Below are 25857 nucleotides of genomic sequence, written 5' to 3' on the forward strand. Positions count from 1 at the left end.
CCGCCGGCCCCCGCCGACATCCCGGCCTCCCTGCGCACGATGGAGAAGGCCGCCGAGCTCACCGGCGAGACCCGCGAACGGCTGCGTGGCGACGCCGCCGCCAACATCCGCGGCGGCGCGGCGCTGCTGGCCGACTACCAGAAGTCGCTCGGCGCCCCGCTGAGCGACGACCCCGCCGAGTGGTACGGCGCCGTCGCCAAGTACGCGGGCGCGCAGGAGGCCAGCGCGGCGAAGTTCTTCGCCGACGAGGTCTACGCGACGATCCGGCAGGGCGTCGAGCGCACGACGGACGACGGGCACCGGGTGAACCTGCCCGCCGTGCCGGATCTGGGCAAGATCGAGCGGTGGCTGGAGAAGCTCGACCTGCGGCCCACCCGCACCGACGGCGTGGAGTGCCCGGCCTCGATCTCCTGCGAGTGGATCCCGGCCGCCTACCAGCAGCTCCCGAACGACGACTACGGCCACTACGACCTGGCGAACCGCCCGGTCAGCCAGAAGATCGACTACATCATCATTCACGACATGGAGGGATATTTCCTCCCGTCCATCCGCCTCAACCAGGACCCGAACTACGGAGCCAGCTGGCAGTACTCGATCCGCTCCTCCGACGGCCACATCGCCCAGCACATCAAGGCCAAGGACGTCGGCTGGCAGGCCGGCAACTGGTACGTCAACGCCAAGTCCATCGGCCTCGAGCACGAGGGCTTCCTCGCCGAGGGCGGCACCTGGTACACCGAGGCGATGTACCGCTCGTCGGCACGCCTGGTGCGCTACCTCGCGCAGCGGTTTGACGTGCCGCTCGACCGCGCCCACATCCTCGGCCACGACAACGTCCCCGGCACGCTCCCCTCGACCGTCCAGGGCATGCACGAGGACCCGGGCCCGTTCTGGGACTGGGACCACTACTTCCGGCTCCTGGGCGCGCCGCTGCACCAGTTCGGCGGCCCCCGGTCCGGCGCGATCATGATCAAGCCGGACTTCGCCACGAACAAGCCCTACTTCTACGGCTGCGACCGCGCTAACCCGTCGGCCGACTGCCCGCCGCTCCCCGCCGGCACCGTGTGGCTGCGCACCGAGCCCAGGCCCGACGCGCCGCTGGTCAAGGACATCGGCAAGCACCCCACCGGCGAGTCCCTCTACAGCGTGTACGACCACAGCGCCCGCGCCGGCACCGGCCAGCGCTTCGCCGTGGCCGACCGGCAGGGCGACTGGACGGCGATCTGGTACCTCGGGCAGAAGGCGTGGTTCCACAACCCGGCCGACGCTCCGACCGCCGTGCCGTCGAAGGGCCTCGTGGTCACCCCGAAGCCGGGCAAGGCGACCGTCCCGGTCTACGGCCGGGCCTATCCGGAGCAGGAGGCGTACCCGGAGGGGGTGCCGTACCAGGCGGTGACGCCGCTGCAGTACACGTTCTCGGCGGGCGAGAAGTACACCCTCGGCGGCCCGGCCGCCACGGAGTACTACCGCGCGGTCACCTACGACCTGGCCGACCACCAGGTGGTCCGGGGCAAGACGAAGTACCTGCAGATCCAGTTCGGCCACCGGGTGATGTTCGTCAAGGCTGACGACGTGCTGGTGATGCCCTCCGGTTGAACTCCTCGACGGCGTGCCTGGTGCTGGCGAGAGCCTCCTGGGAGGAGTCGAACGTGCGCTGGGCGACGCCGACGAACACGCAGTCGACGACGAGAAGCTGGCTGATGCGGCTGGCCAGGGCGCCGGGACGGAACTCCGTCTCGCGCCCGGCGGAGATCAGCACGTGCTCGGCCAGCTCCGCGATGGACGAGCGCGGGTTGTTGGTGATCGCGACCGTGGTGGCCCCGGTCTCCTTCGCCCGCGTCAGCGGCTCGATCACGTCGGGCGTCTCCCCCGACGTGCTGATCCCGATCGCCACGTCTCCGGGGCGCAGCAGCACCGCGCTGGTCAGCGCCAGGTGGGCGTCCTGGAAGGCGTGGCTGGACAGGCCGATGCGCAGCAGCTTCTGTGCGACGTCCTCGGCGACCAGGCCGGAGGCGCCGACCCCGTAGGCGTCGATCCGCCGGGCCCCGACGATGGCATCGACCACCAGGCCGAGGCGTTCGGAGGTGAGCTGGGCGACGGTGTCGTTGATCGCCTCGGACTCGGCCCGCGCGACCTTGTGGATGACCTCCGACAGCGGGTCGTCCGGGGCGAGGTCGCCGGGCACCAGCCGGTCGGGCTGGGCGGCGGCGGCCGCTAAGGCCAGCCGCAGCTGCGGGTACCCGGCGAACCCGAGCAGCCGCGCGGTGCGCACGATGGTGGCCTCGCTGGTGCCGGAGGCCGCGGAGAGCTCCGTGATGGTGCTCCTCGCCACCGTCGCGGGGTCTTCGAGAATGAGCCGGGCGACGGTCTGGGCGGCGGGCGTCAGCGAGGGCAGCACACCGCGGACCGTGGCCACCAGAGTGTCGGCCCGCAGGCCGTTCCCGCTGTCGTCCACGGTCCTGATTATGCCGCCTGGACCAGGATTGACGAGCAGATCGCCGATCTACCGCAACGTACCGTTCGTCATGCCCGCCGGCTCCTCGGGGACCGCGATGAGCCCCAGCTCCGCCGTGGTCGCGGCCAGCGGGTGGTACGGCACCACCCGCACCGTGTAGCCGAACGCCCCCGTGCGGTCGAGCGGCACCGTGCCGGTGTAGTGGGCGCGCCCGTCGTCGTCCACCGACCCGGAGGTCAGCGGCGCGTACGCCGGGTGCACCAGCTCGTCGTGCGGCCCGACCTTGCCGTACGCGGCCTCGACCCGGACGTCGCCGGGCTCCAGGTCGCCGAGCGCGATCGTGGCGTGCAGCTCGATCGCGGCCCCGACCTCGGGGGTGTCGCTCACCCCCGTCGCCTCGACGTGCTCGACCCGCACCCCGGGCCAGGCCCTGGTCACCCGCACCCGCCAGGCGGCGAACGCCCTGGCCGGCGCGTACGTGTCGGCGCACAGCGCGCGGGCGGAGGCGGCGGCCGGGTTGTACAGCGTCAGGACGTAGTCGCGCAGCATCCGCCCGGCCAGCACCTTGGGGCCGAGCGAGGTCAGCGTGTGCTTGACCATCTCCATCCAGCGCCGCGGCAGGCCGTCGACGCCGCGGTCGTAGAAGCGCGCGGACACCTCGTGCTCGATCAGGTCGTAGAGGGCGGCGGCCTCCAGCGCGTCGCGCCGGTCGTGGTCGCTCACGCCGTCGGCGGTGGGGATGGACCAGCCGTTGGTGCCGTCGTACCACTCGTCCCACCAGCCGTCGCGGATCGACAGGTTGAGGCCGCCGTTGAGGGCGGACTTCATCCCCGACGTGCCGGACGCCTCCAGCGGGCGCAGCGGGTTGTTCAGCCAGACGTCGCAGCCCTGGACCATGAGCTGGCCGAGGGCCATGTCGTAGTCGGGCAGGAAGACGATGCGGTGGCGGACCTTCTCCTGGTCGGCGAACTTGACGATCTGCTGGATCAGCTTCTTGCCGCCCTCGTCGGCCGGATGGGCCTTGCCGGCGATCACGATCTGCACCGGCTTGTCGGGGTCGAGCAGCAGCTGGGTCAGCCGGCGCGGGTCGCGCAGCATGAGCGTCAGCCGCTTGTACGACGGCACCCGCCGGGCGAACCCGATCGTCAGCACCTCGGGGTCGAGCGCGTCGTCGATCCAGCCGAGCTCGGCGTCGGAGGCCCCGCGCTCGCGCCACGACCGGCGCAGCCGCGCCCTGGCCCCCTCGACCAGCCGCTGGCGCAGCGTGCCGCGGATCTTCCAGATGTCGGCGTCGGAGATCTTCTGGATGGCGTCCCAGCCGCGGGCCCGCTCGATCAGCGAGGGCACCTCACGCCCGGCCAGCTCCATCAGCTCGCGCCCGACCCAGGTGGGGGCGTGCACGCCGTTGGTGATCGACCCGATCGGCACCTCGTCGACGTCGAAACCGGGCCAGAGGTCCTTGAACATCTCCCGGCTGACCTCGCCGTGCAGCCGGGAGACGCCGTTGACGCGCTGGGCGAGCCGCATGCCCATGACGGCCATGTTGAACCGCCCGGGGTCGGACTCGGCGCCCAGGGCGAGGATGCGCTCGACGGGCACGGTCGGCCAGGCGTTCGCGCCGCCGAAGTGACGTTCGATCATGTCGCGCGGGAAACGGTCGATCCCGGCGGGGACGGGCGTGTGGGTGGTGAAGACCGTGCCGGCCCGCACCGCCTCCAGCGCCTCGTCGAACGACAGCCGCGCCTCGGTCAGCTCGCGGATGCGCTCCAGGCCGAGGAAGCCGGCGTGGCCCTCGTTGGTGTGGAAGACCTCCGGCTCGGGATGCCCGGTGATCGAGCAGTACGCCCGGATCGCGCGTACGCCGCCGACGCCGAGCAGGAGCTCCTGCATGAGCCGGTGGTCGGTGCCGCCACCGTACAGGCGGTCGGTGACGTCGCGGGCGGCGGCGTCGTTGTCGGCCACGTCGGAGTCGAGCAGCAGCAGCGGCACCCGGCCGACCTGGGCCACCCAGACCTGCGCGTGCAGCACGCGGTTCTCCGGCAGCGACAGGCGGATCTTGACGGGCGCGGCCTCGGCGTCCTTGAGCAGGCTGAGCGGCAGCCCGCCGGCGTCGAGCGACGGGTAGTGCTCCAGCTGCCAGCCCTCGGGCGACAACGACTGCGTGAAGTAGCCGTGCCGGTAGAGCAGGCCGACCGCGAGGATGGGCACGCCCAGGTCGCTGGCCGCCTTGAGGTGGTCGCCGGCGAGGATGCCGAGGCCGCCCGAGTACTGCGGGAGCGCCGCGGCGATGCCGTACTCGGGGGAGAAGTAGGCGATGGCGCGGGCGCCGTCGGGCAGGGTCTGGTACCAGCGCGGCGCGGTCATGTACTCGCGCAGGTCGTCCGCGGCGTCGGCGAGACGGCGCAGGAAGCGACGGTCGGAGGCCAGCTCGTTCAGCCGCGCCGGGGTGACGGCGCCGAGCAGGGCCACGGGATCATGGCCGACCTGCTCCCAGAGGTCGGCGTCGACCTCCGCGAAGAGGTCCATCGTCTCCGGGTGCCAGGACCATCGGAGATTGTGCACGAGCTCGCCGAGCGCGGCCAGCTCCGCGGGCAGGACGGTGCGGACGGTAAACCGGCGGATAGCTCTCACGTTTCTGCACCCTACGGGCTAGGAGGGACCTCTGAGTCCTTCACCCCCACACGTGCCGTTCAAACCCCTTCCGGGAACAAGCATGAACAGCGACTATTGGGGCAACTTTCCTCAATGTTGGGCTCTCCCGCAGACACTCACGGGAGGTCTATCCGCTGTTGTCCACACTTAACGTGCAAGGATCGATCCTGCCGGGAAAAGCTCCGGCGGTACCGGGAGTGCCGCCGCAAACCTTTGATTGCGATGATCGGACGAATTCCCATCACGGACATCTCCCCCGTCGTCGACTGCGGGCAATGGCCCGCCAAGGCGGTCGCAGGCGAGACCTTCGAGGTCTCGGCGACCGTGTTCCGCGAAGGCCACGACGCCGTGGCCGCCGGTGTGGTGCTCACCTCGCCCGATGGGCAGCGGGGGCGCCTCAAACGGATGCGCGAGCTCGCTCCCGGCACCGACCGCTGGGGCGTCGAGGTGAGCCTGCCGTCGGAAGGTGACTGGTTGTTCCGCGTGGAGGCGTGGAGCGACCCGATCACGACCTGGCTGCACGACGCCGAGATCAAGATCCCGCGTGGCATGGACGTGGACCTCATGTGCGAGGAGGGCGCCCGGCTGTTCGAACGGGCGGCCAAGTCCGTGCGCCCGGCCGAGTGCCCCAACGGGCAGCCGGCGAACGGCGGGCAGCGGGCGAACGGCGACGCCTGCGGGCACCGGGCGGCCCTGCTGTCGATCGCGGCCACGCTGCGTGACGACCACATGGACCCGCGGGCCCGGCTCTCGGTCGCGCAACTCCCGGAGACCGCCGCGCTGCTGGACGCCCACCCGTTCCGCGAGCTGGTGACCCGGTCGAAGTCGAACAAGATCAGGGTGCACCGCCGCCGGGCGCTCTACGGCTCCTGGTACGAGTTCTTCCCGCGCTCGGAGGGCGCGGTGGTGAGCGAGACGGGCGTGTCGAAGTCGGGGACGTTCCAGACCGCCGCCAAGCGGCTGCCCGCGATCGCCAAGATGGGCTTCGACGTCGTCTACCTGCCGCCGATCCACCCGATCGGGCGCACGTTCCGCAAGGGCCGCAACAACACGCTCAGCCCCGAGCCCGACGAGCCCGGCTCGCCGTGGGCGATCGGCTCGGAGGACGGCGGGCACGACGCGATCCACCCCGACCTCGGCACCATCCAGGACTTCGACGACTTCGTGGCCCGGACCAGGGAGCTGGGCATGGAGATCGCGCTCGACTTCGCGCTCCAGTGCTCGCCGGACCACCCGTGGGTCAAGGAGCACCCGGAGTGGTTCACGATCAGGGCCGACGGGTCGATCGCGTACGCGGAGAACCCGCCGAAGAAGTACCAGGACATCTATCCGATCAACTTCGACAAGGATCCCGAGGGCGTCTACGCCGAGGTCAAGCGGGTGCTGCGGCACTGGATGGACCACGGGGTGCGGATCTTCCGGGTGGACAACCCGCACACCAAGCCGGTGGCGTTCTGGGAGCGGCTGCTGGCCGACATCCACCGCACCGACCCTGACGTGATCTTCCTGGCGGAGGCGTTCACCCGGCCGGCGATGTTGCGCACGCTCGCCAAGACCGGGTTCCACCAGTCGTACACGTACTACACGTGGAAGAACTCCAAGTGGGACGTGGAGAGCTACCTCAGCGAGCTGGCCAGCGAGACGTCGTACTACCTGCGGCCCAACCTGTTCGTGAACACGCCGGACATCCTGCACGAGTACCTGCAGCACGGCGGGGTGCCCGCGTTCAAGATCAGGGCCGTGCTCGCGGCGCTGGCCGCACCGACGTGGGGGGTCTACTCCGGGTACGAGCTGGCGGAGAACATTCCGGTACGGCCGGGCAGCGAGGAATATCTCGATAGCGAGAAATATCAGTACAAACCTCGCGATTGGGAAGCGGCCGAGCGTGAGGGACGGAGCCTGGCCCCGTTCATCACCCGCCTGAATTTGTTCCGAAGAGCGCATCCGGCGCTCCAGGAATTGCGTAATCTACGGTTCCACAGGGTCGACCAACCGGACATCGTTTGCCTCTCCAAACGGCTTCCGGGCGCCTATGATCCGGCCACACGACGGCACGGGCTGGGCGACGTCGTTCTGGCGGTCATCAACCTGGATCCGCACCACACCCACGAGGCGACCGTAGATCTTGACCTGCCCGCCCTCGGGCTCGACTGGAACGCCGAGTTCGTCGTCGACGACGAGCTGTCGGGCGAGTCGTACCGCTGGCGGCAGAGCAACTACGTGCGCCTCGACCCCCACATCCAGCCTGCCCACATTTTCACCGTAAGAGCCGCGCCACGGTAGAACTGAATTCAGCGGGGAGTCTTCGACGTGTGTGAAAGCGCCTCCCTCATGCGCCGCCTGCGAGGCGGCTCATGAGCATCACACCCATTCCCAACACCTTCGACGAGGAGAAGCCGCGCGATCCGTACTGGTACAAGCGCGCGGTCTTCTACGAGGTGCTCATCAGGGGCTTCGCCGATTCCAACGGCGACGGCACTGGGGACATCAAGGGTCTCATCAACAAGCTCGACTACCTGCAGTGGCTGGGGGTCGACTGCCTGTGGCTGCTGCCGCTGTACGAGTCGCCGCTGCGGGACGGCGGGTACGACATCGCCGACTTCATGAAGATCCTTCCCGAGTTCGGAGATCTCGGTGACTTCGTGAAACTCGTCGACGAGGCGCACAAGCGCGGCATGCGGGTCATCGCCGACCTCGTCATGAACCACACCAGCGACGCCCATCCCTGGTTCCAGGCCTCCCGGCACGACCCGGAGGGGCCGTTCGGCGACTTCTACGTCTGGTCCGACACCGACGAGAAGTACCAGGACGCCCGGATCATCTTCATCGACACCGAGACGTCCAACTGGACGTACGACCCCGTCCGCGGGCAGTACTACTGGCACCGCTTCTTCCACCACCAGCCCGACCTCAACTACGAGAACCCGGACGTGCAGGAGGCGATGCTGGAGGTGCTGCGCTTCTGGCTCGACCTCGGCATCGACGGCTTCCGGCTGGACGCCGTGCCCTACCTCTTCGAGGAGGAGGGCACCAACTGCGAGAACCTGCCGCGCACGCACGAGTACCTCAAGCGCGTCAGGGCGGAGGTCGACCGGATCTACCCCGACCGGGTGCTGCTCGCCGAGGCCAACCAGTGGCCGTCGGACGTGGTGGAGTACTTCGGCGACCCGGTGGGCGGCGGGGACGAGTGCCACATGGCCTTCCATTTCCCGCTGATGCCGCGCATCTTCATGGCCGTACGCAGGGAATCGCGCTACCCCATTTCCGAAATTTTGGCCCAAACGCCGAAAATTCCGGAAAATTGCCAATGGGGGATTTTCCTCCGCAACCATGATGAGCTGACGCTCGAAATGGTCACGGACGAAGAACGCGACTACATGTACGCCGAATACGCGAAAGATCCTCGCATGCGGGCCAACGTCGGCATCCGCCGGCGGCTGGCGCCCCTGCTGGAGAACGACCGCAACCAGATCGAGCTGTTCACCGCGCTGCTGCTGTCGCTGCCCGGCTCCCCCGTGCTCTACTACGGCGACGAGATCGGGATGGGCGACAACATCTGGCTCGGCGACCGCGACGGCGTGCGCACCCCCATGCAGTGGGACCCCGACCGCAACGCCGGATTCTCCGACTGCGACCCCGGCCGGCTCTACCTGCCGGTGATCATGGACCCGATCTACGGCTACCAGGGCATCAACGTCGAGGCGCAGCAGAAGAACGCGGGCTCGCTGCTGCACTGGACCCGGCGCATGATCGAGATCCGCAAGCGCCACCCGGTCTTCGGCCTCGGCGGTTACGCCGAGCTCAACTCCTCCAACCCCAGCGTGCTGGCGTTCGTCCGGGAGCTGGGCGACGACCGGATGCTCTGCGTGAACAACCTGTCACGCTTCCCGCAGCCGGTCGAGCTCGACCTGCGCAGGTTCGTCGGCGTCTCCCCCGTGGAAACCATGGGGGGCGTACCATTCCCGGCAATTGGCGAGCTTCCGTATCTTTTGACGCTTCCCGGGCATGGGTTCTATTGGTTCACGCTCCCGCCGGCCATCACCCAGGAGGAGTAGGACGTGCTCGACGAGCTCCTTGCCGCATGGATCAGCCGCCAACGTTGGTTCGGCGGCAAGGGGCGCCCGATCGACGAGCTGTCGATCGAATCCGACGTCGAGCTCACGCCCGGCCTGCGGCACCTGGTGGTCGCCGTCTGGCAGGAGGGCTCCCGTGACCGCTACCAGCTGCTGCTGGGCGAACGGGCCGAGCTGCCCGACCGGCTCGGGCACGCGCTCATCGGCACCGTGGGCGACACCTATCTCTACGACGCCGTGCACGACTCCGACCTCACGGGGTGGCTGCTCGACGGCATGGCGGAGGAGGAGACGCGCAACGGTCTGCGCATGCGCCACATGCCCGGCGTCTCCATCGACACCTCCCCGCGCAGCCTCGTGCTCGGGGCCGAGCAGTCCAACACCTCCCTCGTGTACGGGGACGCCTACATCTGCAAGCTCTTCCGGCGGCTCATCCCGGGCGTGAACCCCGAGCTGGAGATCGTCACCGCGCTGGCCGCCCGGGACGCGCCGCACATCGCCCAGCCGTACGGGTGGATCGAGGTGGACCTCGACGGCACCGACACGACGCTGGCGTTCATGCAGGAGTTCCTGTCGAACGCCAACGACGGCTGGGACCTCGCGCTCGCCAGCGTCCGCGACCTGTACGCCTCGCTGCCCGAGGTGCCGGCCGCCGAGGCGGGCGGGGACTTCGCGGCCGAGTCGCTGCGGCTGGGCGGCGCCACCGCCCGCGTGCACCAGGAGCTGGCCGGTGCCTTCCCCACGGACGTGATCGAGGTCCACGAGGTCAAGCGCATGGCCGAGGGGTTCAGGCGGCGGCTGGGCCGGGCCGTGGCGGAGGTGCCGGAGCTGCGCGAGCACGTGAGCGTGATCGAGCAGGCGTACCACCAGGTGGAGCTGCTCACCAGCGCGGTGCCCGTGCAGCGCGTTCACGGGGACTATCACCTCGGCCAGGTGATGCGCACGCCGACCGACTGGGTGGTGCTGGACTTCGAGGGCGAGCCGGGCCAGCCGCTGGGCGAGCGCCGGGCGCTGTCGTCGCCGCTGCGGGACGTGGCCGGGATGCTGCGTTCGTTCGACTACGCGGCCCGGCACCTGCTGGCCGGTCACGCGCAGGCCGCCGAGCTGGAGCCCCGGGCGCAGGAGTGGGCCGACCGCAACCGGGCCGCCTTCCTGGAGGGATACGCCGAGGGCGGCGGCGTGATCACGCGGGCGGACGCGGCGCTGCTGCGGGCGTTCGAGATGTCCAAGGCCGTCTACGAGGTCGTGTACGAGGCCCGCAACCGTCCCACCTGGATCACGATCCCGCTGGCCGCCTTCCGCCCGCGTACCGTCTAGAGCTCTTCCACCAGGCCCGACAGGCCCGCTCGTGGCACCATGCTCCCCGCCGCAACGCCTCATCGAACAGCGCGCGTGCCGCGCTCCTCCTCCGTGAAGGCTCCGTGCTCACGCTGATGGCCCTCAATCTCCGCACCTAGCAGAAGGTGCCGCAACTCGCGCTCGATGACCGACGCGACCAAACTGGACACGCCTCTGCCGGCGCAATTCATGGTGTTGCTGCCACAGCGCCCGGTCCACGACCCGGCCCATCCGCTTCTATCGCCGCGCTGTCGCGGCAACGTCGACGGAGACCTTTTCGGCCCCGATCCGCCGCATGCGTTCGGTGCCCCATTTTCCCAGGGGGGCCAGGGCAGCGTTGAGTGAGACGCCGTGCTCCGTCAGGGAGTACTCGACCTTCGGTGGCACCTCGCGGTACACCTCACGATGCACGAGCCCGTCTTCTTCCATCTCCCGCAGATGCTGAATCAGCATCTTCTCGCTGACTCCCGGCAGACCGCGTCGGAGCTCGGCGAACCGGCGGGTCCCGTAGTGGTGCAGCTCCCAGAGGATCAGCGCCTTCCACTTGCCGGCGACTACGTCCATCGCCGCGTCGATGCCGCAGAAGTAGGGACCACGTCGTGCTGACGTTGCCATCCGCCCCCCAGACGTACTTACCCACAAGTGAGTACCCAACTAATTAGTCCGTACTGGTCAACCATACCGGCAGCCGAGAGGATTCAGCCGATCGAAGAACACGAGAGGGAGCCCAGAAGTGACGACCAACGACAGCATCCAGGTGAGCGTTCTCGGGCTTGGGGCGATGGGGAGCGCCCTCGCGGGAGCCCTGGTGAAGACCGGATACGCAACAACCGTCTGGAACCGCTCACCAGGGAAGGCGGACGACCTCGTTGCGCAGGGCGCCAAGGTCGCTGCCACGGCCGGCGACGCGGTCCGGGCCGGCCAACTGGTGATCGTATGCCTGCTGGACCACGCGTCGGTCCATGAGGTGCTCGATCCGCTCTCCAATGAGCTGGCCGGACGAACGTTGATCAACGTCACCACGACGTCACCGGCTCAGTCCCGGGAGCTGGCCGCCTGGGTGGCACACGCCGGGGGCGCGTATCTGGACGGCGGCATCATGGCCGTACCGCACATGATCGGCCGGCCTGAAGCATCGATCCTCTACAGCGGATCGGCCGATGTCTTCCATCAGTACAAGCCGCTGCTGGATCTATGGGGAACCTCCACCTACTTCGGGGAGGATGCCGGATTGGCGTCCCTGTACGACCTCGCCCTACTTGCGGGCATGTACGTCATGTTCGCCGGATTCCTGCACGGCGCGGCCATGGTCGCGCCCGCCGGTGTGACGGCGGGCGAGTTCGCCACCATGGCCACCCCTTGGCTGACCGCCATGACCGGCGCCTTCCAAGGGTTCGCCGCAGTCATCGACGGTGGGGACTACACCGTCGAAGGGCAACAGAGCCTCGAGTTCTCCGACCTCGGTGACCTCCTGGCCGCGAGTTCCGCCCAGGGCATCAGCACCGAGGTGGTCGCCATGGTCCAACGGCTCATCCAACGCCAGATTGACGCGGGCCACGGAGAGGAAGGCTTCGCCCGAATCATCGAGAGCATCAAGCAAGCGACCTAAGATCCGTCACACCTATCCGCGCGAGCTCTTGAACCCATGATCTCGCACTTTCGATGATTGTCTCGGTGAAAGCGGGCAGTGCCCGCGCTGGAAGGGCTGGCGGGCGCGCTGGCCCTCGGCGGCCACCCGGAGCAGGCGGCCCGCTGCCTGGGGCGCGCCGCCGCGCTCCGCGACTCCGCCGGCGCGCCCTTGCCACCGGCCGAACGCGGCGACGTCGACCGCATCGGGATCGCCCTGCGTACGGCACTCGGCCCGGACGCCGTCACCACGGCGATGGCCGAGAGGGCGGCCCTCCCCCTGGAGGACCTGACGTCAGTAGGCGGGCTGGGTGTAGGCGACGGGGGCCGCGCGGACCTGCTGTTCCTGGGCGTCGGTGATCTTGCGGATCACGGCGATGGCCAGGACGGCGGCGATCATGGTCAGGCCGATGCTCACGACGTCGAAGCGTGAGGCGGCCGCCAGGGCCTCGGGCTCCTCGGCCCGGAACAGCAGGCGGCCGGCGATGTTCGAGATGTAGGCGGCCAGCAGCCAGGCCGCCCACCAGGCGTTGATCACGCCGCGCTGGGGTGAGGACTCGTGGCCGGCGCGGGTGCGATCAGCCCGGCGTACCAGAGGTCGATCGCCGCGACGGCGACGCCGATGACGCAGTTGCACACCAGGGCCACGACGGCGAAGAGGGCGACGCCGCGGACGGGGCGTAACGGCGGCGGGGGCGGCGGGTAGCCGCTGGTGGTGGGTGACGGTGGATACACGGCCCGGACCTTTCTGGGTGGGGATGTGGGCGGCGCACCAGTATGTCGGGCCAAGAAGCGGGAAAGGGCTAGTTATCCGAACCCGCCGTCCTGTTGTGATCAGGGCGGGATTTTGCACGTTCGGTGATTGTCGCGGTGAAAGCGGGCAGTGCCTGGGATGGACGGTCATCTTAGGGCAGGGTGGGAGCATGCCGATGGGGACAGAGCTCGATCGCCTCGCGGGCGGGGCGCACCACGATCCGCATTCCGTGCTCGGCGCGCACCCGGTGGCGGGCGGCATGGTCTTCCGCTCGCTGCGTCCGCTCGCCGAGCGGGTGCGGGTGCTGCTGGAGGACGGCACGGCCCACGACATGAAGCACGTGGCCCACGGCGTCTTCGAGGTGACCGTGCCCGGCATGGACAAGGTGCCCTCGTACACGTTGAGCGTCAAATATCCGGGTGCCGAGCCTTATGAGATGCGAGATCCGTACCGGCACTGGCCGACGCTCGGGGAGGTGGACCTGCACCTCATCGGCGAGGGACGGCACGAGCGGCTGTGGGAGGTGCTCGGCGCCCGGGTGATGACGCACGAGGACGTCCAGGGCACCGCGTTCGCGGTGTGGGCGCCGAACGCGCGCGGCATCCGGGTGGTCGGCGACTTCAACCACTGGGACGGCGCCGCCTACCCGATGCGGTCGCTGGGCCGGTCGGGGGTGTGGGAGCTGTTCGTCCCGGGTCTCGGGGCGGGTGAGCGGTACAAGTTCCGGATCCTCGGCGCCGACGGGGTGTGGCGGGAGAAGGCCGACCCGATGGCCCGGCGCACCGAGGTGCCGCCGATGACCGCGTCCGTGATCGACAAGTCCGACTACAGCTGGCAGGACGACGCCTGGATGGTCCAGCGGCGCTCGGCGCAGCCGCAGACCGGGCCGATGAGCGTCTACGAGGTGCACCTTGGGTCGTGGCGGCCCGGCCTGACGTACGTGGAGCTGGCCGACCAGCTCTCCGAGTACGCCGCCGACCTGGGGTTCACGCATGTCGAGCTGCTCCCGGTGGCCGAGCACCCGTTCGGCGGCTCGTGGGGTTACCAGGTGACGTCCTACTACGCGCCGACGTCCAGGTTCGGCACGCCGGACGAGTTCCGCCACTTCGTCGACCGCATGCACCAGCGCGGCATCGGCGTGCTGCTCGACTGGGTGCCCGCGCACTTCCCGATGGACGACTGGGCGCTGGCCCGCTTCGACGGCACCCCGCTGTACGAGCACGCCGACCCGGCCAGGGGCGAGCACCCCGACTGGGGCACGTACGTGTTCGACTTCGGCCGCCGGGAGGTGCGCAACTTCCTGGTCGCCAACGCGCTGTTCTGGCTGAAGGAGTTCCACATCGACGGGCTGCGGGTGGACGCGGTCGCCTCGATGCTCTACCTGGACTACTCGCGGCGCGAGGGCGAGTGGACGCCGAACGTCTACGGCGGCCGGGAGAACCTCGACGCGGTGGAGTTCCTCAAGGAGATGAACGCGGTCTGCTACCGGGAGGCCCCGGGCATCTCGATGGTGGCCGAGGAGTCGACGGCCTGGCCCGGCGTGTCACGCCCGGCGCATCTGGGCGGGCTCGGGTTCGGCTTCAAGTGGAACATGGGCTGGATGCACGACACGCTCGAATACCTGCGCCACGAGCCGATCTTCCGCCAGTACCACCATCACCAGCTGACGTTCTCCCTGCTGTACGCCTACTCGGAGAACTACGTGCTGCCGCTGTCGCACGACGAGGTGGTGCACGGCAAGGGCTCGCTGCTCGGCAAGATGCCGGGTGACGAGTGGCAGCGGTTCGCGCAGCTGCGGGCGCTGCTGACGTTCATGTGGGCGCATCCGGGCAAGCAGCTGCTGTTCATGGGCGGCGAGTTCGGTCAGGGCTCGGAGTGGTCGGAGGAGCGCGGGCTCGACTGGTGGGTGCTGGAGTTCGACGGCCACCAGGGCGTGCAGCGCCTGGTCAGGGACCTGAACCGGATCTACCGCGAGACGCCGGCGCTGTGGGAGCAGGACTGCAGGCCGGAGGGGTTCCGGTGGATCGACGCCGACGACGCCTCGGGCAACACGTTCTCGTTCGTCCGGTACGCGAACGACGGGTCGGCGGTGGCGTGCGTGGTCAACTTCAGCGGCGGGCCGCACGAGCACTACCGGCTCGGGCTGCCGTACGCGGGCAGCTGGGCCGAGGTGGTCAACACCGACGCCTACGACTACTGGGGCAGCGGCGTGGGCAACCTGGGCGCGGTCCAGGCGGACGGCGAGCCGTGGCACGGGCTGCCGCACTCGACGACGCTGCGGGTGCCGCCGCTGGGCGCGGTGTGGCTCAAGCACGACGGGCCGCGCTGACCGTCCGCGCGGGCTGAGCCTGAACGGACCGGCGTCCGCGCGGGCTCAGCCTGAACGGACGGCGTGCGGCGGCTGAAAGTTCCGTGAGAATGCGCGCCCGGGGCCTGTGCGTGCCCGGTAAATCCCCCTAAACTCCGAGATCATCCCCTCTCGGAGGACGCGTGCGATTCCGCCCCCTGATCGTCAGCTCGATCGCGCTGGCCCTGCTGCCGCTGTCGAGCCCGGCCTACGCCGATCCCGCCCCTCTTCCGACGCCGACCGTGTCCCAGACGCCGGCGGAGGCTCCCTCTGAGGAGCCCGTCGCCGAGGAGACGCCGGTCGCGCCCCCCACAGAGCCCCCCGCAGAGCAGCCCGCAGAGACCCCGCAGAGCCCCGAGGACAAGGTGGAGGAGGGCTTAGGCGTCGACGGCGGCACCGAGCGGGCGATCGTCGAGCTGACCGACCCCGCGCAGCACGCCCCCGTGGCCGGCCAGGCCGCGGCCGAGAGCGTGGACGTGGTGCTGCAGCCGCAGGACCAGCCGTTCATGGTGGTCGAGGGCACCGCCGAGGAGCTGGCCAGGCTGGCCGAGGACCCGCGGGTCTCCTCCATCCACCGCGACCGCACGTACACACCGGCCGAGCTCGGCCCGAGCCTCTCGCTGATCGGCGCCGACAAGGCGCACGCCGCCGACTTCACCGGCGCCGGGCAGAGCGTGGCCGTGCTGGACACCGGCATCGACCCCGACCACCCCTGGTTCCAGGGCCGGATCGTGGCCCAGGCGTGCTTCTCGGCCGTGGAGCCGGGCGTCGAGTCGCTCTGCCCGAACGGCGCGACCAGCCAGACCGACGGCGACGCGGCCGACGCGACCACCCCGGCGTGCCTGCTCGACGGCGTCAACCTGTGCGACCACGGCTCCCACGTCGCGGGCATCGCGGCCGGCACCGGAGGCGTCGCCCCCGGCGCGGGCATCGTCGCCGTCCAGGTGTTCAGCCGGATCAACGACGAGGGCGTCTGCGGCGAGCCCGCGTGCCTGCTGGCGTACGAGTCGTCGCTGCGCCAGGCCATGGAGTACGTGTCCGATCTCTCCCTCCCCCAGCAGCCGCTCGCGGCGGTGAACCTGAGCCTGGGCGGCATGCTCGCCGAGAGCCAGTGCGACACCTGGGAGGAGGCCGGGATCTTCAAGCCGATCATCGACGGGCTGCTGGCGAAGAACATCGCGACCGTGGTGGCGGCGGGCAACGAGTACTTCGACGGGGTGTCGTTCCCGGCCTGCGTCTCGACGGCGGTGGCGGTCGGCGCGAACGACGCCCAGGACGCCATCGCCGACTTCTCCAACCGCGGGCCGCTGCTCGACCTGTTCGCGCCGGGCGTGGACATCGAGTCCTCGGTGCCCGACAACACCACCACCGTCTACAGCGGCACGTCCATGGCGACCCCGCACGTGACGGGCGCGCTGGCGCTGATGAAGCAGGCCTCGCCGGATGTCCCGATGGCGGACCTGATCACCAAGCTGAAGGAGACCGGCCGGCCGTACGTCTACGACTCCTACGGCACGCAGGTCACCACGCCGCGCCTGGACCTGGCGGCGGCCCTGACGGGGGCGGCCGTGCAGCCGCCCGTGGCGCAGACGCCGACCGTTCCGGACGATACGGTGCCGGACGAGCCTGACCCGTTCGAGAGCGGCCCCTCGCCGGAGCCGGACGACCCGGCGGACCCGGACCCGCAGCCGGAGCCCGAGCCGAGCACCAGCCCCGTCCCGCTGCCGACCGTGACGGTCACCGTGACGGTCACGCACACGGCCTCGCCGGCAGCCGCGGTCTGCACGCGGGGCACCACGGCGAAGAAGTTGTCGGCCGCGAAGTGGGCCGTGGAGATCCACCGCAGCAGCGGCACGATCCCGGACGCCACGCTCACCTGCTACCTGAAGCTGATCAGCAAGTCGAGCAAGGTGTTCCCCGAGCTGACGAAGGCGTCGTCGCTGGGCAAGGCGTACCGGGTGCTGAAGAACACGAAGACCGGTAAGGCACGGCTGGACGGCGCGCTGCTCACGGCCTGGCTGAACTGGGCGCACGGCGTGAACGGCACCTCGGCCATGACCGCCGCGGAGAAGGTGCGCCAGGCCACGAAGCCGTCGGCGGCGGCGCTGCAGAAGGCCACGAAGAACGTCCTGAAGACCGTTAAATAGCGAAATTTCGCAGAAAGGCCGGTCGCGATGCGCGGCCGGCCTTTCGTGCTCTGCCGTCATGAGGCAAAGAGGCGGCCAACGTTGCTCCGGACCGCATACGTCACACACATCACGCTTGTCACACCCGGGGATGCATGCGGCTGAACGCGCGGCCGTGAGCAGGAAGGATTTCACGGCTCCACAGCCCTTGGAGGACCAAGTGAGGCTACGGTCTCTGCTGACCTGCGCCGTGGCGCTGGCCCTGACACCGACCCTGAGCGGGGCGGCGTCGGGCGCGGCACCGGCGATCCACGTCCAGAACACCAGCGCCGCCGACGATCCCAAGGACACCGGCGGACCTGTCATCAGCCCCACACTCGTCTCGGAGATCAGGGCCAAGAACAGCGTGCGCTCCATCATCCAGCTCAAACCCGGACAGAGCGTCCAGGACGTGGCCCAGGACATCGAGCGGGCGTCCGAGGGGAGCCGGGTGCTGGAGGCGGCCGGGTCACCGCACTTCTTCGTCGCCGAGGTGGACGGCCCGACGCTGAACAAGCTCAGGGAGGACAACCGCGTCCAGGCCGTCTACGAGGACCAGCTGAGCATGCCCTTTCTCGACGCCAGCACCACCGTGATCCGCTCGGACCGGGCGAACCGGGCGGGCTGGACCGGCACGGGCACCACGATCGCCGTGCTCGACACCGGCATCGACCGCGACCACCCGTTCTTCGCCGGCCGGATCGTGGACGAGGCGTGCTTCTCCAGCTCCGACGCCGGCGACGGCACGGTCTCCCTCTGCCCGAACAACCAGCCCAGCCAGTCGGGCCCCGGCTCGGCCGACGCCGAGACCGCGCAGTGCCTGGCCCGCGGCGTCAACACCTGCTCCCACGGCTCGCACGTGGCGGGCATCGCGGCGGGCGCGACGACCGCGGGCGCGCCGGACAACGGCGTCGCCCCCGGGGCGCGCATCCTGGCGATCCAGGTCTTCAGCCGCGTGGACGACCCGGTGACCTGCGCGATGGGCGGCGGCCAGGCGCCGTGCCTGCTCAGCTACACCTCCGACCAGAAGCTGGCGCTCGAGCACGTCGCACGGGTGGCCAAGGCGCACAACGTCGCGGCGGTGAACCTGAGCCTCGGCAGCGGCGGGCCGTTCACCGAGGCGTGCGACGGCGATCCCGGGGCGGCGGCGCTCAAGCCGGAGTTCGACGCGCTGCTGGCCCAGGGCGTGGCCTCGGTGGTCGCGGCCGGCAACAACGGCTTCGAGGACGGCGTCTCGACGCCGGCCTGCATCTCCACCGCCGTCACGGTGGGCGCGACGGACGACTCCGACGCGGTGCCCTCGTTCTCCAACCGGGGACCGCTGCTCGACCTGTTCGCGCCGGGCCTGGGCATCAACTCCGCGGTGCCGGACGACGCGTACAGGGAGATGAGCGGCACCTCGATGGCGGCGCCGCACGTGGCGGGGGCGTTCGCGCTGATGCGGCAGGCGTTCCCGGACAACACGGTCGAGCAGAGCCTGCAGCGGCTGCGTGAGACGGGCACGCCGATCGCGGCCGGCTCGTCGCGGATCGCGCGGATCGACATGGAACGGGCCACCACGTCCGCGCCCGCCGCGGGCGACCCCCGCGCCTGACGCGCGCGCAGCAGGGCCGGGCCGCGTGCCCGGCCCCTTCTCATGCCACGGCTTAGCAGGACAAGAACGGATAACGGAACGCTCCCGCCTCTCTGACATCAGTTGTCCGATTACTACACTTCAGTTGACAAATGCCTCTCAGAACCCCCCGGAGGAACAGTTGAGACTGATGTCTCTGCTGGCAGGCGCCGCGGCGTTAGCCGCCACCTCGGCAGCGCTGGTCGCCACACCCGCCCTGGCCGACCCCGAGTCCAAGATCGACCCTGCGATCACCGCGACCGGCGAGCACCGCGTCATCGTCCGCGTACGGCAGCCGGCCCAGGTCAACGCCGTACGGTCCGGGGCGGAGGAGGTCAGGCGGGAGAAGAGGAACGTCGCCGCCGAGCCTCCGGCGCAGATCGCCGACCAGCTCGACTTCTTCGTCTACCACGGCACCCGCGCCGAGCTGGAGAAGATCGCCGAGGACTCCGGCGTCGTGTCGATCCGCGAGGACAAGCTCAACAAGCCCTCTCTCGTGGAGAGCATCCCGCTGATCGGCGCCGACCAGGCGCACAAGCGCGGCTTCACCGGCAAGGGCACGGCCGTGGCGATCCTCGACTCCGGCATCGACGACGACCACCCGGCCTTCGGCGGCCGCGTCGTCGCCCAGGCGTGCTTCTCGGCCGCCGACCCGATCGACGGCTCCAAGCCGCTGTGCCCGAACGGCAGCCAGTTCCAGATCGGTGACGGCGCCGCGGACGCCGAGAGCGCGCCCTGCATGGACGGCGCCCCGCTGCCGCAGTACGGCCTGTGCTACCACGGCACCCACGTGGCCGGCATCGCGGCCGGTCAGGCGACCGACGGCTTCCCCGCGAACGGCGTCGCCCCGAAGGCGCAGATCATCCCGGTGCAGGTCTTCAGCCGGTTCGACGACTCGCCGTACTGCCAGGGGGCGCCCTCGTGCATCCTCGCGTACGACTCCTCGATCCTGACCGGCATGGCGTACGCGAACCTGCTGGCCGACCAGTACGACATCGCCGCGGTCAACCTGAGCCTCGGCGGCGGCGAGTACGCCACGGCCTGTGACACGACCGACGGGGCCGACTTCAAGGCCGAGGTGGACCGGCTGCTCGCCAAGGGCACCGCGACGGTGGTGGCCTCGGGCAACGAGTACTTCGAGTCCTCGGTGTCGTTCCCGGCCTGCGTCTCCAGCGCGGTCGCGGTCGGCGCGACGGACAAGCAGGACGCGGTGGCGCCCTTCTCCAACCGCGGCACGCTGATCGACGTGTTCGCACCCGGCGTCGGCATCTCGGCGGCCATCACCGGCGACGCCTACGCCACGCTCAACGGCACCTCGATGGCCACCCCGCACGTCGCGGGCGCCTTCGCGCTGCTGCGCCAGAAGCACAAGAACGGCTCCGTGGCCGACTTCCTGACCTCGCTGCAGCGCACCGGGAAGCCGATCACGTACCCGAGCGCGGGCGCCGAGGTCACCACGCCGCGCATCGACGTCTGGGCCGCGCTGCACAAGCGCTGACCCACCCGTTTCCAGGGGAGCGCCGTCGCCGGGTGCGGCGCTCCCCTTCGGCATCTCACCGGCTTTCCGTACGATGAGGGCGTGCAGGGCCTCCTCCGCTCCGTGTGGGACGAACCACGCCCTCCGGGCGCCCCCCGGCGTGTGTGGCGCGACTGGGCGCTCGTCGGAGTGCTCGTCCCGGTCATCGTGCTGGAGGGCCTGCTGCGGACCGACCTGCAGTGGCGGCCGCTGTCGATGGTCTACGCCCTGGCGATGTCGCCGGCCCTGTTATGGCGGCGCCGGCAGCCGCTCGCGGCGCTGGCGGTGCCCGTCGTCGTCGCCGGGCTGATCCAGCTGGTCACCGGCGCCGACCCGTCCGAGCAGGGCGCCGTGGCGTACGTGCTGCTCCTGCTCTACGCGCTGACCCGCTGGGGCTCCGGCCGGGAGGCGGCCACGGGGCTCGCGCTGATCAGCGGCGCGGTCCTCGTCGCGGCGGTCACCGGTCAGATCGCCGCCGGCGGTGACGTGGTGGGCGCGTTCACCGTCGTGTTGTCCGCGCTCGCCCTCGGCGGCACCTTCCGCTACCGCGCCAGGGCCAGGGCGCGCGAGCTCGACCAGGTCAAGCTGCTCGAACGCGAGCGGCTGGCCCGCGACCTGCACGACACCGTGGCCCACCACGTCTCGGCGATGGCGATCCGCGCCCAGGCGGGCATCGCCACCGCCTCGGCCCACCCGGACGCCGCCGTGGACGCGCTGCGGGTGATCGAGGCCGAGGCGTCGCGCACGCTCGCCGAGATGCGGGCCATGGTCCGCGTGCTGCGCCGCGACGAGCCGGCGGAGCTGGCCCCCGGCCGCCACATCGCCGACCTCGCGGAGCTCGCCGGCCGCTCGCGCATCGGACCGTCGGTGGACGTCGAGATCCGCGGCGACCTCGACGACGTCCCCCCGTCGGTGGGGGCGGCGATCTACCGGATCGCCCAGGAGTCCGTCACCAACGCCCGCCGGCACGCCCGGCACGCCACCCGCATCGAGGTGCGCGTCGCCGCCGACGACACCGCGGTACGCCTGAGCGTCAGCGACGACGGCGACAACACCGCCGCCGCGCCCTCCCCCGGATACGGCCTGCTCGGCATGATCGAACGCGCCGGTCTGCTCGGCGGCACCTGCGAGGCCGGCCCGAACCCCGGGCGCGGCTGGACCGTGACCGCCGTCCTGCCCCGCACAGGAGCCGCCGTGTGAACGCCATCCGGGTGGTCGTGGCCGACGACCAGGAGATCGCCCGCACCGGGCTGCGGATGATCCTCGACGCCCAGCCCGGCATCGAGGTGGTCGCCGAGGCCGGCGACGGGCTGCGCGCCGTCGAGCTGGCCCGGCGGCTGCGGCCGGACGTGTGCCTGTTCGACATCCGCATGCCGCGCTGCGACGGCATCGAGGCCACCCGCCGCCTGGCCGGGCCCGACGTGGCCGACCCGATCGCCGTCGTGGTGATCACCACGTTCGACCTGGACGAGTACGTCTACGCCGCGCTGCGGGCGGGCGCCCGCGGGTTCCTGCTCAAGGACGCGGGCCCCGACCTGCTGGCCCAGGCCGTGCGCGCGGCGGCCGGCGGCGAGGCCCTCATCGCGCCGAGCATCACCGCCCGGCTGCTGGCCGCCTTCGCCGGCTCCCGCCCCGCCGCTCCCCCGGCGCAGCCCGTCGAGGCGCTCACCGACCGGGAGGAGCAGATCCTCGCCACCGTGGCGCGCGGCCGGACCAACAGCGAGATCGCCGACGAGCTGCACATCTCACTCAGCACGGTCAAGAGTCACGTCGCGAGCCTGATGACCAAGCTCGGCGTCCGCAACCGGGTCGAGATCGCCATCTGGGCGTACGAGACCAACCGGGTGCGCCCGTGAGCGGACGACCCACTCGGCCACGGCGGCGTTGATCGCCCAGCCGGCGCCCAGGGCCAGCGCCCGGCCGGTCTCGCCGGGCGGGCCCGCGAACGCGGCCCACAGCCCCAGCGTCAGCGCCTGGGTGCCGGCGCCCGCGCCGAGCGCGTACCCGCGGATCATCCAGGCGCGGTGGGCGCGCACGTCGCGGCGGCGGATCGCGGCCACGCCGAGCACGAGGAAGGCGAGCATGGCCGAGCCGGACACCAGCCGGAACGCGGCCAGCAGGTCCCCGTCGTCCGGGGGCCGTTCCAGGAACAGGGTCAGCCACAGCCCCGACGCCGCCGCCACGAGCCCGCACCCGGCGAGGAACCGCCCGGCGACGCGATGCCACCGGCCGCGCCGCAGCCGCGGCACGAACTGGAAGGCGCCCGCCAGGGTGTAGGCCAGCGCGGCGACGATGTGCGCCACGACGGGCACGGGCGCCGTGAGAAACCGCTCGCTGCCCTCCGTGAGGTCGGGCCCGCCGGCCATCGCGCTCAGCCGGGCGGCCCCGCCCAGCAGCGGAACGAGCCCGAGCAGCACCAGCCCGCCGCTCACCGTCCATGCTCTGGCTTGCTTCGTCATGCCTCGATCGTGACGAGGGCGGGGGCCGCGTTCATCGGCCCAGGGGCCCGTCCGCGGTGGGCCGATGGGAGGGGCGGGAGGTCGTACTTTCGGCGGTTCCGGCGCCGGCGGGGGCGCGCTCACACTGAGGCGGCAGACACCGAGGACGAGGAGATTGCGATGAAGGCGTACGTCCTGCGCTCGTACGGGCCGCCCGACGCCCTGGAGCTCACCGAGGTCCCCAAGCCCGTGCCGGGGCCGGGCGAGGTGCTGGTCCGGGTGCGGGCCACCAACGTGCAGCCCTACGACTGGCACTACATGCGCGGCGAGCCGTACGTGGCCCGCGTGATGCCCGGCGGCCCCGGCCTGCTCCGCCCGCCGATCCCCATCCTGGGGGCGGACGTGGCCGGCGAGGTCGAGGCGGTCGGCGAGGGCGTGACCGGGTTCGCGCCGGGGGACGCGGTGTACGGGATGCCGAAGGGCGGCGGCTTCGCCGAGTACGTCAGCGTCCCGCAGGACCTGCTGGCGCCGAAGCCGGCGAACCTGTCGTTCGAGGAGGCGGCGGCGGTGCCGCTGGCCGCCGGCACCGCGCTGATCGCCGTGCGCGACTCCGGCCGGGTGCGGCCCGGGCAGAAGGTGCTGGTCAACGGGGCTTCGGGCGGGGTGGGGACGTTCGCCGTGCAGATCGCCAAGGCGTACGGCGCGCACGTCACCGGCGTCTGCGGCCCGCGCAACGCGGACCTGGTCCGCTCGCTCGGCGCGGACGAGGTCGTCGACCGCACCAAGGAGGACTTCACCCGGGCCGAGACCCGCTACGACGTGCTGCTCTACCTCGCGGGCGACCGCTCGTTCCGCGACTGCCGCCGCGTGCTGCGGCGCAAGGGGACGTACGTGTTCGTCGGTGCCGCGGCCGGACGGTGGGTGCAGCCGGCCGGGCGCATGTTCGCCGCCCTGCTGGCGTCGCTGTTCACCTCGCAGCGGGCCGTGGGGGCCGACGTGATCGGCTTCCCCGACACCCGGCGCAACCTGCTGGAGCTGACGGAGCTCATCGAGGACGGCCGCGTCACGCCGGTCATCGACCGCCGTCATCCCTTCTCCGAGCTCCGGGCCGCCGTACGCTACCAGGAGGAGGGCCGCGCCGCGGGCAAGGTCGTCGTGACCCTCTGAAACGAGGTGAGTCCATTTCGATTTGCGTCGCTTAGGGTGGCTTTCATGGACGCAGGTAAGGCGATCTTCGAAACCGTCGACAAGCTTCGCCAGCGGCGCACCGGCCCGCTGGTGCTGGAGCTCGACCTCACCGAGGGCCTCACCGAGGGCCCGCCGACGGACCCGCTCGCCGCGGTCCTGTCCATGCGCAAACCCCGCCTGGCCGACGTGCTGTCGGGGCTGCGCAGGGCCAGGCAGGACTCCCGCGTCAAGGCGCTCATCGTCAAGATCGGCGCCAACCCGCTGGGCCTGGCCACGGTCCACGAGCTGCGCCAGGCGGTGATCCGCTTCCGGGCGTCCGGCAAGCTGACCGTGGCGTTCGCCGAGTCGTTCGGCGAGTTCGGCGGCGGCACCGTCCCCTACTACCTCGCCACCGCCTTCGAGCGGGTCTGCCTGCAGCCGAGCGGCGACGTCGGGCTGACCGGGGTGGCCATGGAGCAGCACTTCCTCAAGGGCGCGCTCACCAAGCTCGGCGTCGGGTACGAGGTGGGGCAGCGGCACGAGTACAAGACCGCCGCCAACACGTTCACCCAGGACCGCATGACCGAGCCGCACCGCGAGTCGATGAGCCGCATCATCGAGTCGGTGACCGAGACCTTCGCCGCCGGCATCGCCGACGGCCGCCGGCTCGACCCGGGCAAGGTGCGCGAGCTGATCGACCGCGGGCCGTTCACCGCCGACGAGGCGCGCGAGGCGGGGCTGGTCGACGAACTGGCCTACCGTGACGAGGTCTACGACGAGGTCAAGCGCGCCGCGGGCCCGGAGGCGCAGCTGCTGTACGTCGCCCGCTACGCCAAGGCGGCGGCCGTGCGGAAGTTGTCGCACCCGATGGCCGACTCGATCGCGCTCGTGCACGGCACCGGCGTGATCAGGACCGGCCGCAGCGGGCGCAGCCCGGTCGGCGGCAGCGGGGCGATGGGCTCCGACACGATCAGCGCCGCGCTGCGGGCGGCCCGGCGCGACGACCACGTCAAGGCCGTGGTGTTCCGGGTCGACAGCCCCGGCGGCTCGTACGTGGCCAGCGACACGGTCTGGCGCGAGGTCACGCTGACGCGCAAGGTCAAGCCGCTGATCGTGTCGATGGGCGACGTGGCGGCCTCGGGCGGCTACTTCGTCTCGATGGGCGCCGACGTGATCGTGGCGCAGCCGGGCACGCTGACCGGCTCGATCGGCGTGTACGGCGGCAAGCCCGTCCTCTCCGAAATGCTCGAAAAGATCGGCATAAATTCGGAAATGGTGTCGGAGGGGGCCAATGCCGGGATGTTCTCCCCCTCCCGCGGCTTCTCCCCCGAGCAGTGGGCCCGGGTGAACGCCTGGCTCGACCGCATCTACGACGACTTCGTGGGCAAGGTCGCCCAGAGCCGCGACCTCACCCGCGAACGCGCCCACGAGCTGGCCCGCGGCCGCGTCTGGACCGGCGCCGACGCCCACGCCGGCGGCCTCGTGGACGAGCTGGGCGGCCTGGAGGACGCGCTGGCCCTGGCTCGCAAGCGGGCCCGGCTCTCCGACGACGCACCCGTACGCGTCTATCCGCGGATGAACCCGCTGGAGCGGCTGCGCGGACCCGACTCCAGCGAGGACAAGTCGGCCGCACTGGCCCGCCTCCGCCTGGACGCCTGGGGCCCCTTCGCCCGCCTCTCCGCCGAGCTGGGCCTCCCCGCCGTCGGCCCCCTGATCC

19 protein-coding genes are annotated in these 25857 nt (G+C 70.8%); 13 read left to right on the forward strand and 6 right to left on the reverse strand.

Going from position 1 to position 25857, the window contains the following annotated elements; all coding sequences use genetic code 11:
* Positions 1-1593 (forward strand): N-acetylmuramoyl-L-alanine amidase (locus C1J01_RS25500; RefSeq protein WP_111181502.1); only part of this gene is annotated, 1593 nt, incomplete at its 5' end.
* Here C1J01_RS25500 and C1J01_RS25505 read toward each other — a convergent pair.
* The gene (locus C1J01_RS25505) at positions 1556-2452 is read right to left on the reverse strand and encodes a MurR/RpiR family transcriptional regulator (RefSeq protein ID WP_111181503.1); all 897 of its coding nucleotides are present in this window, start codon (positions 2450-2452) and stop codon (positions 1556-1558) included. The genes C1J01_RS25500 and C1J01_RS25505 overlap by 38 nt on opposite strands.
* Positions 2453-2500: 48 nt before the next feature.
* A complete protein-coding gene (gene glgP / locus C1J01_RS25510; RefSeq protein ID WP_111181504.1) occupies positions 2501-5083 on the reverse strand; it encodes an alpha-glucan family phosphorylase in 2583 nt (860 codons plus the stop codon).
* Between the two features lie 243 nt (positions 5084-5326).
* On the opposite strand from glgP, the gene C1J01_RS25515 reads away from it, so the two are divergent.
* From C1J01_RS25515 to C1J01_RS25525, 3 genes are all read left to right on the forward strand, one after another.
* Positions 5327-7387 carry an alpha-1,4-glucan--maltose-1-phosphate maltosyltransferase gene (locus tag C1J01_RS25515; protein ID WP_111181505.1) on the forward strand — a complete coding sequence of 687 codons (2061 nt, stop codon included), beginning with the start codon at positions 5327-5329 and terminating at the stop codon, positions 7385-7387.
* A 71-nt stretch (positions 7388-7458) separates the two neighbouring features.
* Positions 7459-9159, forward strand: a complete 1701-nt coding sequence (treS, locus tag C1J01_RS25520; RefSeq protein ID WP_111181506.1) for a maltose alpha-D-glucosyltransferase — start codon at positions 7459-7461, stop codon at positions 9157-9159.
* 3 nt (positions 9160-9162) lie between these two features.
* A complete protein-coding gene (locus C1J01_RS25525; protein ID WP_111181507.1) occupies positions 9163-10494 on the forward strand; it encodes a maltokinase N-terminal cap-like domain-containing protein in 1332 nt (443 codons plus the stop codon).
* A gap of 258 nt (positions 10495-10752) precedes the next feature.
* Here the strand turns inward: C1J01_RS25525 and C1J01_RS25530 are convergent, their stop codons facing one another.
* The gene (locus tag C1J01_RS25530; RefSeq protein WP_235854658.1) at positions 10753-11079 is read right to left on the reverse strand and encodes a winged helix-turn-helix transcriptional regulator; all 327 of its coding nucleotides are present in this window, start codon (positions 11077-11079) and stop codon (positions 10753-10755) included.
* A 169-nt stretch (positions 11080-11248) separates the two neighbouring features.
* Here C1J01_RS25530 and C1J01_RS25535 point away from each other — a divergent pair, with 169 nt between their 5' ends.
* Entirely contained in the window at positions 11249-12124 is an 876-nt protein-coding gene (locus tag C1J01_RS25535; RefSeq protein WP_111181509.1) for an NAD(P)-dependent oxidoreductase, read from the forward strand.
* 312 nt (positions 12125-12436) lie between these two features.
* On the opposite strand, the gene C1J01_RS50100 is transcribed toward C1J01_RS25535, so the two are convergent.
* Positions 12437-12679: a DUF4328 domain-containing protein gene (locus C1J01_RS50100; RefSeq protein WP_235854659.1), complete on the reverse strand. Its 243-nt coding sequence runs from the start codon at positions 12677-12679 to the stop codon at positions 12437-12439.
* Entirely contained in the window at positions 12676-12876 is a 201-nt protein-coding gene (locus tag C1J01_RS52375; protein WP_235854660.1) for a hypothetical protein, read from the reverse strand. Before C1J01_RS52375 ends, C1J01_RS50100 begins: the two co-directional genes overlap by 4 nt.
* Before the next feature lie 194 nt (positions 12877-13070).
* Between C1J01_RS52375 and glgB the strand changes: the two genes are divergently transcribed.
* The 6 genes from glgB to C1J01_RS25570 all read left to right on the forward strand — a co-directional run bounded on the left by glgB (position 13071) and on the right by C1J01_RS25570 (position 22391).
* Positions 13071-15224, forward strand: coding sequence for a 1,4-alpha-glucan branching protein GlgB (glgB, locus tag C1J01_RS25545; protein ID WP_111181510.1), 2154 nt, complete (start codon positions 13071-13073; stop codon positions 15222-15224).
* A 161-nt stretch (positions 15225-15385) separates the two neighbouring features.
* Positions 15386-17389, forward strand: a complete 2004-nt coding sequence (locus tag C1J01_RS25550) for a S8 family serine peptidase (protein WP_111181511.1) — start codon at positions 15386-15388, stop codon at positions 17387-17389.
* A gap of 199 nt (positions 17390-17588) precedes the next feature.
* Positions 17589-19001 (forward strand): S8 family peptidase, encoded by a 1413-nt coding sequence (locus C1J01_RS25555; protein WP_181448959.1) that lies wholly within the window; start codon positions 17589-17591, stop codon positions 18999-19001.
* A gap of 169 nt (positions 19002-19170) precedes the next feature.
* Entirely contained in the window at positions 19171-20517 is a 1347-nt protein-coding gene (locus C1J01_RS25560; protein ID WP_111181513.1) for a S8 family peptidase, read from the forward strand.
* A gap of 81 nt (positions 20518-20598) precedes the next feature.
* Positions 20599-21735, forward strand: coding sequence for a sensor histidine kinase (locus C1J01_RS25565; RefSeq protein ID WP_111181514.1), 1137 nt, complete (start codon positions 20599-20601; stop codon positions 21733-21735).
* A complete protein-coding gene (locus tag C1J01_RS25570) occupies positions 21732-22391 on the forward strand; it encodes a response regulator (RefSeq protein ID WP_268958745.1) in 660 nt (219 codons plus the stop codon). Before C1J01_RS25565 ends, C1J01_RS25570 begins: the two co-directional genes overlap by 4 nt.
* On the opposite strand, the gene C1J01_RS25575 is transcribed toward C1J01_RS25570, so the two are convergent.
* Positions 22281-22994 carry a DUF2306 domain-containing protein gene (locus tag C1J01_RS25575; RefSeq protein ID WP_111181515.1) on the reverse strand — a complete coding sequence of 238 codons (714 nt, stop codon included), beginning with the start codon at positions 22992-22994 and terminating at the stop codon, positions 22281-22283. The two genes, C1J01_RS25570 and C1J01_RS25575, sit on opposite strands and share 111 nt — an antisense overlap.
* 159 nt (positions 22995-23153) lie before the next feature.
* On the opposite strand from C1J01_RS25575, the gene C1J01_RS25580 reads away from it, so the two are divergent.
* Positions 23154-24140: an NAD(P)-dependent alcohol dehydrogenase gene (locus C1J01_RS25580; RefSeq protein ID WP_111181516.1), complete on the forward strand. Its 987-nt coding sequence runs from the start codon at positions 23154-23156 to the stop codon at positions 24138-24140.
* A 45-nt stretch (positions 24141-24185) separates the two neighbouring features.
* The coding region (sppA, locus tag C1J01_RS25585) for a signal peptide peptidase SppA (protein ID WP_111181517.1) at positions 24186-25857 on the forward strand (1672 nt) is incomplete at its 3' end.

The organism is Nonomuraea aridisoli, assembly GCF_003236395.1.
GTDB classification, from domain to species: domain Bacteria; phylum Actinomycetota; class Actinomycetes; order Streptosporangiales; family Streptosporangiaceae; genus Nonomuraea; species Nonomuraea aridisoli.